Genomic DNA, 14219 nt, shown 5'->3' on the forward strand with positions numbered 1-14219 from the left:
ATGGGTCGCCGTCCCCCAGTTTTTGACTTCCCCTCTCCCCATCTCTCGCGAGTCGCCAGCGCTCTGCGCGACGCGTTGCGCAGCGCATGGCCGTTCGGCCGCGAGGCCAAACCGAGCGCCGCGGTGGAGCGGCAGCCCGGCAAGCGGATCCACTTCGAAGCGCTTGAGCAGCGGCTGCTCCTGTCGGGCGGCGTCCTGCCGGCCTCCAGCGTGCTGCAGGAGAACGAGCCCGACAACAACCAGTTGCTGACGGCGACGATGCTGCCCCTGAGCGAAGACCCGGCGGGCAGCGGACTCGCCATTGGTCGCGCCGAAGGGCGGCAGGAACCGGCGGTGAGTGGCGACTACTGGTCCGATCCAGACTGGTGGCGGCTCGATCTGCAGCAGGGCGATGTCATCTCGGTCAGCGTCGACACCCCTGCGAGCGACATGGACCCGTACCTCGCGCTGAACGACGGCACCGGCAGCGGCATCACGTCGGACGACAACAGTGGCCCAGGCAACGACGCGTCGATCAGTCACTACACGGTGCAGGCGACCGGCGTCTACTACATCCAGGTCGGCCGGTACAGCAACAGCTCGACGCCGGGTGCCTACGAACTGCACGTCGAGCGGACGCGGGGGGTCCAGCACGAGTCGGATGCGAGTTACAGCAATGACACGGTGGGTGGTGCGAACCCCCTCAACCTGGCAGGTGGCCAGGGGCACCGCACGGCGACGGTATCCGGGACGATCATGGCCGCGACGGGGAGCAACACCGATGAGGATGTCTATAACCTCGGTCTGTTCAATGCGGGCAACGTCATCGAGTTGTCCACGAGGCTGCCGGGCGACGGTACGCTGTCGCCGAAAGTCGTGCTGCTCGACGCCTCTGGGCAGATGCTTCCCGACACGGACGGCAACGCCGTCGACGGGCATGCGAAGGTGATCCTGAGTCAGGATGGCGTGATCTACGCCCGGGTCGAGTCGAACAGTGGTTCGGGCTCGCGCGGGCAATACCTTCTGGATGTCGACATCAGCGACCCGGTGCCGCCGCGAGTGACGGTGCTGACGGGCTTGCCCGACATTGGGCTGACATTCAACGGGCTGCCCAGCCAGCAGGGTTGGTCCTACACCAGCAACGGGTTGACCGAGGCCAACGTCTTCACGGCCGACGGCAGCATGCTGCGGCAAAACAGCCTGGGCACGGGGGGGTACTACGCGTACTACCAGCGCAGCGACGTGGTCGATGGCTCTCGGCCCTTCGAGTTGTCGCTGCAGGCGCGCCTGGTGCAGGAAGAAGGCGGCAGCGCCTCGGACCACCTAGGGTTCGCGTTTGGCGTCTTTACCGGCAGCGACTACGTCAACCTGCAATTCGGTGCGACTGGGTTGCTGCTTGTCGGAGCGAGCAACACGACGGTGGCGCTCGACACCACGGCGCTGCACGACTACGTGCTCTCGGGCACACCCGATGGCAGCTACAGCCTGTCGGTGGACGGGGCGGTGGTGGCCACGGGGGCGATGTCGAAGTCCTCGGGGACGAGCTCCGTCTGGTTTGGCGATGTCACCCGCGGGCCTAACGCGCGTGGCGAGCTGACGCGGCTGGCCCTCCGGCAGCCGGGGGCCAATGACCTGGCGGGTCCGACGCTGGGGCTGAATTTCAGCGAAGCGCTGGACCCGACCTCGGTGCTGGGGACGCAGGGCGTATGGCGCTATGGCGGGCACACCTACACGCTGACGCCGCGCTCGATGAGCTGGACGGAGGCCGAAGCCGAGGCGCAGCGGCTGGGCGGGCACCTGGTGACGATCAACGATGCGGCCGAACAGGCGTGGGTGAGCGAGACCTTCGGCGGCTGGGGCGGGTGGTACGTCTGGCTGGGCATGAGCCGCACGGCGAGCGGAATGCGCTGGTCCAGCGGCGAAGCAGTGAGCTACACCAACTGGGGACCGGGCCAGCCCGATGGCAACAGCTACGCGTACCTGAACTGGAATGCGCTCTGGTACAACACCGGCAACACCGGCCTGGGCAGCGGCGGCTGGGGGGTGATCGAGATCGACGATGCGGGCGCTGACAGCGATGCCGACGGGCTGCCCGACATCCTGGACCCGTACCCGGCCAATGCCGCCAACGCCTTCGATCTGCGCGAGGCGGGGGCTGACGGCAGCTTCGACACGGCCGACGACGTGCTCTACAGCGTGCGCCAGATCGGCTTCACGGGCACGGCGGCGACGCTGCGCATCAACGAAGGCACGCTGGGGCCGGGCAGCTACCGCTTCAGCGTGACCGCCACGGTCATGGACCCGGCAGGCAACGCGGTGGACGGCGACGGCGACGGCACCGGGGGTGATGCCTATCGGCGCTACTTCACGGTGACGCAGCCGGCGGGCTACCAGCTCGAGCGGGGCGGCTTCGGGCCGCAGGCGCCGCTGTTGCAGTTGAACGAGGATCCGGCGGGCAGCGGGCTGGCGATCGGGCGTGCGCTGGGGCGGCTCGATCCGGCCTACGGCAACGACTACAGCGATCTGGACGTCTGGCGCATCGAGCTGCAGAAAGACGACCGGATATCGGTCAGCGTCGACAGTCCGCAGAGAGAGCTGTATCCGGCGATCTGGCTGTACGACCCGGCGGGCAGCAATGTGACCTGGGACGTCGGTCAGAACCAGGGTTACGGGCCGGATTACGACGTATTCATCAGCAACTACCAGGCGCAGGCCAGCGGCACCTATTACCTGGTGGTGTCGAAGAACTACTACGTGGGCGAATACCGCGGTCCCTACGAGCTGCACGTGGAGCGGGCACGCGGCATCCAGCAGGAGTACGACCCCAACTACAGCAACGACAGCACGGGCGGGGCCAATGCGCTGACGTTAGCGGTGACGGGAACGCATCGCACCGCAACGGTGGCCGGAGCGATCATGGCCGCGACGGGGAGCAACACCGATGAGGATGTCTATAACCTCGGTCTGTTCAATGCGGGCAACGTCATCGAGTTGTCCACGAGGCTGCCGGGCGACGGTACGCTGTCGCCGAAAGTCGTGCTGCTCGACGCCTCTGGGCAGATGCTTCCCGACACGGACGGCAACGCCGTCGACGGGCATGCGAAGGTGATCCTGAGTCAGGATGGCGTGATCTACGCCCGGGTCGAGTCGAACAGTGGTTCGGGCTCGCGCGGGCAATACCTTCTGGATGTCGACATCAGCGACCCGGTGCCGCCGCGAGTGACGGTGCTGACGGGCTTGCCCGACATTGGGCTGACATTCAACGGGCTGCCCAGCCAGCAGGGTTGGTCCTACACCAGCAACGGGTTGACCGAGGCCAACGTCTTCACGGCCGACGGCAGCATGCTGCGGCAAAACAGCCTGGGCACGGGGGGGTACTACGCGTACTACCAGCGCAGCGACGTGGTCGATGGCTCTCGGCCCTTCGAGTTGTCGCTGCAGGCGCGCCTGGTGCAGGAAGAAGGCGGCAGCGCCTCGGACCACCTAGGGTTCGCGTTTGGCGTCTTTACCGGCAGCGACTACGTCAACCTGCAATTCGGTGCGACTGGGTTGCTGCTTGTCGGAGCGAGCAACACGACGGTGGCGCTCGACACCACGGCGCTGCACGACTACGTGCTCTCGGGCACACCCGATGGCAGCTACAGCCTGTCGGTGGACGGGGCGGTGGTGGCCACGGGGGCGATGTCGAAGTCCTCGGGGACGAGCTCCGTCTGGTTTGGCGATGTCACCCGCGGGCCTAACGCGCGTGGCGAGCTGACGCGGCTGGCCCTCCGGCAGCCGGGGGCCAATGACCTGGCGGGTCCGACGCTGGGGCTGAATTTCAGCGAAGCGCTGGACCCGACCTCGGTGCTGGGGACGCAGGGCGTATGGCGCTATGGCGGGCACACCTACACGCTGACGCCGCGCTCGATGAGCTGGACGGAGGCCGAAGCCGAGGCGCAGCGGCTGGGCGGGCACCTGGTGACGATCAACGATGCGGCCGAACAGGCGTGGGTGAGCGAGACCTTCGGCGGCTGGGGCGGGTGGTACGTCTGGCTGGGCATGAGCCGCACGGCGAGCGGAATGCGCTGGTCCAGCGGCGAAGCAGTGAGCTACACCAACTGGGGACCGGGCCAGCCCGATGGCAACAGCTACGCGTACCTGAACTGGAATGCGCTCTGGTACAACACCGGCAACACCGGCCTGGGCAGCGGCGGCTGGGGGGTGATCGAGATCGACGATGCGGGCGCTGACAGCGATGCCGACGGGCTGCCCGACATCCTGGACCCGTACCCGGCCAATGCCGCCAACGCCTTCGATCTGCGCGAGGCGGGGGCTGACGGCAGCTTCGACACGGCCGACGACGTGCTCTACAGCGTGCGCCAGATCGGCTTCACGGGCACGGCGGCGACGCTGCGCATCAACGAAGGCACGCTGGGGCCGGGCAGCTACCGCTTCAGCGTGACCGCCACGGTCATGGACCCGGCAGGCAACGCGGTGGACGGCGACGGCGACGGCACCGGGGGTGATGCCTATCGGCGCTACTTCACGGTGACGCAGCCGGCGGGCTACCAGCTCGAGCGGGGCGGCTTCGGGCCGCAGGCGCCGCTGTTGCAGTTGAACGAGGATCCGGCGGGCAGCGGGCTGGCGATCGGGCGTGCGCTGGGGCGGCTCGATCCGGCCTACGGCAACGACTACAGCGATCTGGACGTCTGGCGCATCGAGCTGCAGAAAGACGACCGGATATCGGTCAGCGTCGACAGTCCGCAGAGAGAGCTGTATCCGGCGATCTGGCTGTACGACCCGGCGGGCAGCAATGTGACCTGGGACGTCGGTCAGAACCAGGGTTACGGGCCGGATTACGACGTATTCATCAGCAACTACCAGGCGCAGGCCAGCGGCACCTATTACCTGGTGGTGTCGAAGAACTACTACGTGGGCGAATACCGCGGTCCCTACGAGCTGCACGTGGAGCGGGCACGCGGCATCCAGCAGGAGTACGACCCCAACTACAGCAACGACAGCACGGGCGGGGCCAATGCGCTGACGTTAGCGGTGACGGGAACGCATCGCACCGCAACGGTGGCCGGAGCGATCATGGCCGCGACGGGGAGCAACACCGATGAGGATGTCTATAACCTCGGTCTGTTCAATGCGGGCAACGTCATCGAGTTGTCCACGAGGCTGCCGGGCGACGGTACGCTGTCGCCGAAAGTCGTGCTGCTCGACGCCTCTGGGCAGATGCTTCCCGACACGGACGGCAACGCCGTCGACGGGCATGCGAAGGTGATCCTGAGTCAGGATGGCGTGATCTACGCCCGGGTCGAGTCGAACAGTGGTTCGGGCTCGCGCGGGCAATACCTTCTGGATGTCGACATCAGCGACCCGGTGCCGCCGCGAGTGACGGTGCTGACGGGCTTGCCCGACATTGGGCTGACATTCAACGGGCTGCCCAGCCAGCAGGGTTGGTCCTACACCAGCAACGGGTTGACCGAGGCCAACGTCTTCACGGCCGACGGCAGCATGCTGCGGCAAAACAGCCTGGGCACGGGGGGGTACTACGCGTACTACCAGCGCAGCGACGTGGTCGATGGCTCTCGGCCCTTCGAGTTGTCGCTGCAGGCGCGCCTGGTGCAGGAAGAAGGCGGCAGCGCCTCGGACCACCTAGGGTTCGCGTTTGGCGTCTTTACCGGCAGCGACTACGTCAACCTGCAATTCGGTGCGACTGGGTTGCTGCTTGTCGGAGCGAGCAACACGACGGTGGCGCTCGACACCACGGCGCTGCACGACTACGTGCTCTCGGGCACACCCGATGGCAGCTACAGCCTGTCGGTGGACGGGGCGGTGGTGGCCACGGGGGCGATGTCGAAGTCCTCGGGGACGAGCTCCGTCTGGTTTGGCGATGTCACCCGCGGGCCTAACGCGCGTGGCGAGCTGACGCGGCTGGCCCTCCGGCAGCCGGGGGCCAATGACCTGGCGGGTCCGACGCTGGGGCTGAATTTCAGCGAAGCGCTGGACCCGACCTCGGTGCTGGGGACGCAGGGCGTATGGCGCTATGGCGGGCACACCTACACGCTGACGCCGCGCTCGATGAGCTGGACGGAGGCCGAAGCCGAGGCGCAGCGGCTGGGCGGGCACCTGGTGACGATCAACGATGCGGCCGAACAGGCGTGGGTGAGCGAGACCTTCGGCGGCTGGGGCGGGTGGTACGTCTGGCTGGGCATGAGCCGCACGGCGAGCGGAATGCGCTGGTCCAGCGGCGAAGCAGTGAGCTACACCAACTGGGGACCGGGCCAGCCCGATGGCAACAGCTACGCGTACCTGAACTGGAATGCGCTCTGGTACAACACCGGCAACACCGGCCTGGGCAGCGGCGGCTGGGGGGTGATCGAGATCGACGATGCGGGCGCTGACAGCGATGCCGACGGGCTGCCCGACATCCTGGACCCGTACCCGGCCAATGCCGCCAACGCCTTCGATCTGCGCGAGGCGGGGGCTGACGGCAGCTTCGACACGGCCGACGACGTGCTCTACAGCGTGCGCCAGATCGGCTTCACGGGCACGGCGGCGACGCTGCGCATCAACGAAGGCACGCTGGGGCCGGGCAGCTACCGCTTCAGCGTGACCGCCACGGTCATGGACCCGGCAGGCAACGCGGTGGACGGCGACGGCGACGGCACCGGGGGTGATGCCTATCGGCGCTACTTCACGGTGACGCAGCCGGCGGGCTACCAGCTCGAGCGGGGCGGCTTCGGGCCGCAGGCGCCGCTGTTGCAGTTGAACGAGGATCCGGCGGGCAGCGGGCTGGCGATCGGGCGTGCGCTGGGGCGGCTCGATCCGGCCTACGGCAACGACTACAGCGATCTGGACGTCTGGCGCATCGAGCTGCAGAAAGACGACCGGATATCGGTCAGCGTCGACAGTCCGCAGAGAGAGCTGTATCCGGCGATCTGGCTGTACGACCCGGCGGGCAGCAATGTGACCTGGGACGTCGGTCAGAACCAGGGTTACGGGCCGGATTACGACGTATTCATCAGCAACTACCAGGCGCAGGCCAGCGGCACCTATTACCTGGTGGTGTCGAAGAACTACTACGTGGGCGAATACCGCGGTCCCTACGAGCTGCACGTGGAGCGGGCACGCGGCATCCAGCAGGAGTACGACCCCAACTACAGCAACGACAGCACGGGCGGGGCCAATGCGCTGACGTTAGCGGTGACGGGAACGCATCGCACCGCAACGGTGGCCGGAGCGATCATGGCCGCGACGGGGAGCAACACCGACGAGGATGTTTATAACTTGGGTGCGGTAAAGGCCGGCGAGTCGGTCTTCCTCAGCACCCGAATCCTCGACAACAGCACACTGCGCCCGGCGCTGGAACTGCGTAACTCGAAGGACGTCGTCGTCGCGATCAGCACCGACGTGTTGGGTGCGGCGGCTTGGTTCGACGTCATCGCGGACGACACTTACTACGTCGTCGTCAAGGGCGTTTCGGGTAACGGCTCGAGAGGCCAGTACCTGCTCGATGTCGCTGTCTGGCCAACAGGGCAGGTCACCTACGGCGATCTCGGCGTCTCCGCGATCACCTTCCCGGCCAGTGGCTCCAGTGGCGAAACCATCCGCGTCGAGTGGACCGTTGCCAACACCGGCACTGGCGAAACGGACCGGTCGACCTTGAGCGACCGTGTGGTCCTGTCAGCGAACGAGCGCTACGGCGATGGCGATGACTTAGTTCTGGCAACCGTCCAGCACAACGGAGCGTTGGCGGCCGGCGACTCTTATTCCGCGGGCGCTGACGTGCAACTGCCGCGAGGCCGGTTCGGGTCGTACTGGTTCTTCGTGCAGACCGATAGCAGTCTTGGCGTTTTCGAGTACCTGTTCGAAGGCAATAACGTTGGTCAGAGCGGCGGGCCGATCGCCGTCGCTCGCACGCCTGCGGCCGATCTCGAAGTCCCGGACCTGCAGGCACCGGCCAAGGGGATTGCCGGGCGCCTGGTGAATGTTTCGTGGACGGTCGACAACACCGGCGACGGCACGACCGGTGACGGCACCCCGGGCGGTACGGTCGCGCAGTGGGCGGATCGTCTGATTCTGAGCCGCAACCTGTTGCGCGGTGACGGGGACGACACCGTGTTGGGAACCTTTGCCCGTGCCGGCGAACTGCTGGCCGGCGGAGCGTACACCCGCTCTGAGACGATCCGCTTGCCGGCGGGGATCGAGGGCGACTTCTTCCTCTACCTGCAGACCGACGTTCTCGACGCTGTCTACGAAGAAGAACACGAAGGCAACAACGGTTCGTTCCTGCGCCCGATCCGGATCGACCTGCCGCGTCCCGACCTGCTCGTCACTTCGCTCAACGCGCCCGTTTCCGCCCTCAACGGCTCCGACATCCAGCTCTCTTGGCGGGTCGAGAACCTAGGGACGCTGGCCACCGGCGTGGCCAACTGGAGCGACCGCATCGTTCTTTCGCGCGATGCCGTGCTCGATGCCGGCGATGTCGTGCTCAAGACGGTCGCGCATTCGGGTGCGCTCGACGAGGGCGGCGGCTACGACGCGCAGACGACGGTCAACATCCCGACCGGCTACAGCATGTCGGAGGGTGAGTACTTCCTGTTCGTCGACACCGAAGCCGGCAAGGCGATCAGCGAAATGGTCGAAAGCAACAACGCGACCGCGTCGGCGATCCAGCTCGCTTTCCCGCCGCATGTGGTCTTCTGGGATGGCGGCGGCGACGGGGTTTCGTGGAGCGATGCACGGAACTGGACACGCGATGCGCTTCCCGGCGCGCTCGATACGGTGACGATCGACGTCCCGTGGGCACTGACCGTCGAACATGCCGCTGGCGACGATCTCGTCGGGAAACTGGTGCTGGAAGAATCGCTGCGCCTGTCGGGCGGCAGCCTGGCAGCCGTCGATGCGCTGAACGTCAAGGGGACGCTCGTGCTTGCCGGCGACCCAAGCACCACGGTGGTGCGAGGAACGATCAGCGGCCCGGGCACGATCCTCGCCGCCGAAAGCGGCGGTGCGACGCTCGACGCGGCGACGCTGCAAGGTCTGGCGGCGACCATTCGTGGACAGGTACGCGTGGTCAACGGTCTGACGCTGCAGAACGCGACTGTCACGCTGCTGGCCGACACAGCGGGCGCCGACCGTCGGCTCGAGTTTGCCGGAAATCAGACGGTCAGTGGGACGGGTGCGATCGTTTTCAGCGGCAGCGCCAGTCGCAACATGATGCTGGCGAGTGGGGGAACGCTGACCGTCGGCTCCAAGATCAACGTGCATGGCGCATCGGCCATCGTCGGTGAGGATCCCGGTGCGGCCAGTGGCGATTCGCACCTGATCGTCGACGGGAGCATCGTTGCCGATGCCGACGGGCAGGAAGTCCGGATCAACGCCGACTCGGTAGTCAATCGCGGCACGCTCGGTGCCTCGGTTGGTGGACGGTTGCGCGTGCAAGGGCTGGCGCCAAACGAGGGACTACTCGATTCCGGCGCTGGGGGCACGATCCACATTGATGGCGATCTGACCAACGCCTCGCTGGGAACGCTGCGCATCGCCATTGCGGGAGACCAGCCGCAGCAACATGGCCAGATCGATGTCACCGGGACAGCACACCTTGGCGGAACGCTCGATCTCAAGCTCGGCGGCGGCTTGGCGCCAGCATACGCGCTGAACCAGCCGGTCTTCACTTACGCGGCAGCGAATGGCGCGTTTGCGGCCGTGAAGGGTCTCGATCAGTTACCAGGCAGCAACGGCAGACTGTTCAATGGCGTGGGCCTTGTCCCGGGGCGCGTCAATACCGCCTTTGCCTTCGACGGAGCAAACGACTACGTCGAGATCCCCAGCTCGCCAGCTCTGCAAAACAGTGGCGCTTTCAGCGTCGAGTTCTGGGTCAAGCCATCGTCGCACCCTTCCAGCGGTCTCATCACGCACTACGACAACGCAATCAATGGGCCGGGTTGGGGGTTCAACTATTACGGGACGCAGGGAGGTGGGTCGAAGAAGCAGTACGCGCATTTCATCATCGAAACCTCCTATTCAAACTACTCGTATCTTGAAACGCCAGCGGACGCGGTTCCATTCGGTCAATGGACTCATGTCGCCGGAACGTCCGACGGGACGACCATGCGTCTGTACGTCAACGGGGTCGAGGTGGGGGCGACGGCATCGGTGCCTGTCCTCTCGCGCGCCATCTCAACCCTGATCGGTGCGCACCAGCGAGGTGGCAACAAGGAACAGTTCTTCAAGGGCGGGATCGACGAACTGTCGATTTATTCGCGAGTACTGTCCGCCAACGAAATCCTCGCCATTCACGACGCCGGCAGCGCCGGCAAGGGCACGACGCCGGCCAGCCCACCCCCATCCGGCCTCGTCGGCTGGTGGAGCGGCGACTGGGGCGCCAGCGACTTCGCTGCCGCATTCGAGTTCGCCACCGACGTCACCGCCACCGGCATCAGCCTGGTCACGAAGCCACGCGAGCTGCCCGACCTGCAGACGACCAACGTCAGCGCTCCGGCGACCGCCCGGAGTGGTGACTACATCGTCGTCTACTGGGATGTGCGCAATCCGGGTCTGGATACCCCGAACGCCTCCTGGAGCGACCGGGTAATCCTCTCCCGGGACGCCATCCTCGACCCCGGCGACGTCGAACTCGGTCGCGTGGTCCACGACGAAGCGCTGCCCAAGGGTGAAACCTACCGTGAGGCCGGCGTCTATACACTGCCGATCGATGATGCCGGCGACTTCTACATCTTCGTCGCTGCCGACAGCAACTACGAGGTCTTCGAAGGACTCGACGAGCCGAACAACATCGGCCGCACCGCGGCGCCGATGCACGTGACGCTGCGCCCGGTGCCCAACCTGCATGTCACTCAGATCGACCTGCCCGCGCAGGCGCAACCCGAGCAGCGGGTGCGGATTTCGTGGCAGGTCGAGAACTCCGGCGCCGGCAATGCGATCGGTCCGTGGGTCGACCAGGTCTTCCTCTCCGCCGACGGATCGCTGACCGGCGCGACGCTGCTGGCCAGCGTGCAGCGCGACGGCGGCATCATTCCGGGGATGAGCTACACGGCCTTTGCCGACGTCACGCTGCCGCGCGTCGCCGATGGTTCCTACCGCATCGTCGTCTCGACCGATGCGACGAAGAAGGTCCACGAACGCTTCGACGAAGGCGACAACGTCACCGTTTCGGCGGGGACGATGGTGTTTGCGCACGCCGACCTGCGGGTGTCGGCGATCTCCGCGCCCGACCAGCAACTGGTCGGTTACCCGATCGATGTTCCCGTCACCTGGACGGCGACCAACGCTGGCCAGCGGCCGACGATCCCTGGCGCGTGGCAGGACCACGTCTTCCTGTCGCAGGACGCGATCATCGGCAACGCCGACGATGTCCGCGTCGGCAGCTTCCTGCGCAATGGGGCGCTGCAGCCCGGCGAGAGCGCCACCCAGACGCGCACCGTCTCGCTGCCGCTCGGCGTCAAGGGCCAGTACCACCTGTACATCGTTGCCGATGGCGCCAGCCACGTCTTCGAGGCGGCGGATGAAACGAACAACGCTTCCGCACTCGAGGCCGTCGACCTGCTCACCTCGTATGCCGACTTCACCGTCGACTCGGTGACCGTGCCGCAGACCGGTGGCGCGAGCGGCACGCCGGTGCAGTTGTCGTGGGAGGTCAGCAACGTCGGCATCCACGCGACCAGCGTGAACAGCACGTGGATGGACGCCGTCTACCTGTCGGCCGACAACGTCCTCGATGGCAGCGATACGCTGCTCGTCACGGTGCCACACAGTGGCGTCGTTCCGCTCGGTGGGACCTACACCGGCCGCGCCGCGCCGGTTCTCCCCAACGGCATCGACGGCCCGTTCCACATCATCGTCGTCACCGACCACGCCAGCGCCGTCTATGAGGACGGCCGGCGCGCCAACAACCAGGGCAGCCGGCCGCTCGACGTGCTGCCGAAGCCGGCGCCCGACCTGCGCGTCGTGCCGACGATCGTCGTCCCCGCCGAGGGGCAGCCCGACCGTACCGTCGCGGTCTCGTGGACGGTGACCAACGCCGGCCTCGGCAACGCCGAGGGCTCGTGGGTCGATCGCATCCATCTCTCTGCGGACGGCACCCTGACCGGCGCAACCCTGCTCGGCGAAGTGCGCCACGACGGCGGGCTGGCAGTCGGCAGCAGCTACAACCAGAGCGCCAACGTGGCGCTGCCGCGTGTCGCGGACGGCAACTACCGCATCGTGATCAGCACCGACGCTGCCGACGCCGTCTTCGAAGGCAAGGCTGGCAGTGTCAGCGAGGGCAACAACCTGACCGCGTCGCTGTCGACGATCGGCATGCAGCACGCCGATCTGCAGGTCGTCCAGGTGAGCGTTCCCAGCGGCCTGATCCAGGGCTTCCCGGTGCGCGTGCCGATCAGTTGGACGGTGACCAACGACGGCCAGCGCGGTTCGCTGGCGGCGACCTGGAGCGATCAGGTCGTCCTCTCGCGCAACGCGGTTCTCGGTGACAGCGACGACCAGGTGGTCGGCAGCTTCACGCGCTTCGGTTCGCTGTTCGCCGGCGAAAGCTACACCCGCGGCGAAACGCTGACCCTGCCGATCGGCGTCGCCGGCGATTATCGGCTGTTCGTGCGCACCGACGCGCAGAGCCAGGTCTACGAGGGAGGCGCCGCCGAGAGCAACAACGCCTCCACGCCGGTGGCTGTCTCGCTGCTGACGCCGTTCTCCGACCTGGTGGTCGATTCCGTCTCCGTCCCGGCCGACGCCAAGGGGCGCGATACGATCCAGGTGTCGTGGACGGTACGCAATCAGGGGCAGGACGCAACGCATGCCCAGGCCTGGGTCGAGCGGGTCATCCTGTCTGCCGACGACACGCTCGACGCCAACGACCGGGAACTCGGCCGGGTCACCCACATCGGCGACATCGCGCCCGGCGAGAGCTACAGCGAGTTCGGTTCCTTTGTCCTTCCCGAGCGACTGCAGGGCACCTTCCACGTCTTCGTCGGCACCGACGCTGCCAGCGCAGTCTATGAGGACGGCTTCGAGAATAACAACCTGGGCCAGGCGGCGAACCTGCTGACCGTCACTGAGCCATCGGCGCCGAATCTGCGCGTGACGCGCGTCGCCGGGCCGGCGTCCGGCTACGCGGGCGATTTTGCGCGCGTCACCTGGACGGTGACCAACGATGGCCAGTTCCCGGCCCGCGGCGGCTGGACCGACCGCGTCTACATGTCGGTCGATGGTCGCGTGGATGGTCCGGCGCTTGCCAGCGTCCGGCGCCACAGCGCGCTCGGCATCAACAACCTGTACTCGGCCTCTGCCGACATCAAGCTGCCGGACGTCGTAGACGGCAATTATCGTTTCGTCGTCGTCACCGATGCCGACGACGAGCTGTTCGAAGGGCAGGCGGGCGAGGCCGACAACCCCTTCGCCTCGCAAGGCACGGTGGGCATCGTGCACCCCGACCTCAGCGTCGGCAAGCTCTCGGCGCCGAAACTGACGACTGCCGGCGACGTCATCACCGTCAACTGGACGGTGCGCAACACCGGTACCGCCGCCGCGCGCGGGAGCTGGAGCGATCAGCTCTACGTCTCCACCGATACAACCCTTGACGCCGCTGACCGCCTGCTGGCGACACTGCCGCGGACGGGCCCGCTCGCCGCCGGCGGCAGCTATTCTGTGCAGACCGACGTCAAGCTGCCGATCGATCTGCTCGGCCCGGCCGTGTATTACCTGATCGCCGTCACCGATTCCGGGAGCCAGGTCAAGGAGTATCAGGCCGAGGTGAACAACCAGCGCAGCACGTCGCTGGTCGTCATGATGGCGCCTTTCGCCGACCTGATGACCTCGGACGTCAGCGTCGGTGCGGCGATGGCGATCGGCGATCCGGCGCCGCTCACGGTCAGCTGGAAAGTGACCAACGTCGGCATCGCCGCCGGCGGCACGCACGAGTGGGTCGACCACATTCTCGCCGGCGACCGGGTCGTCGCCAGCGTCGCGCATCAGGGCAAGCTCGAGGTCGGCGAGAGTTACACGCGCACGGAGACGATCCTGCTGCCGGCCGCGATGGAGGGCCGCTTCATCATTTCGGTACGCAGCGACGGCCTGGGACAGGTTTTCGAGAACCTGTCGGAGGCCAACAACCTGGCTTCGGCGCCGGCAACCGTCGATGTGATGCCGAGCGGCTACGCCGATCTGCAGGTCACTCAGATCCAGACAGCAGACGGCTACAGCGGCAAGCCGGTGCAGGTGAGCTGGACGGT

General features: G+C 66.7%; 1 protein-coding gene (cut by a window edge). It reads left to right on the forward strand.

Features of this window, described 5'->3' with window-relative positions; genetic code table 11:
- Positions 1-14219, forward strand: the 5' portion of a protein-coding gene (locus HT579_12225) for a tandem-95 repeat protein (protein ID QKS29605.1). Its footprint extends 29704 nt past the window's final position; only the first 14219 of its 43923 coding nucleotides appear in the window; its start codon is at positions 1-3; its stop codon lies beyond the right edge, outside the window.

The organism is Candidatus Accumulibacter similis, from assembly GCA_013347225.1.
GTDB lineage: Bacteria > Pseudomonadota > Gammaproteobacteria > Burkholderiales > Rhodocyclaceae > Accumulibacter > Accumulibacter similis.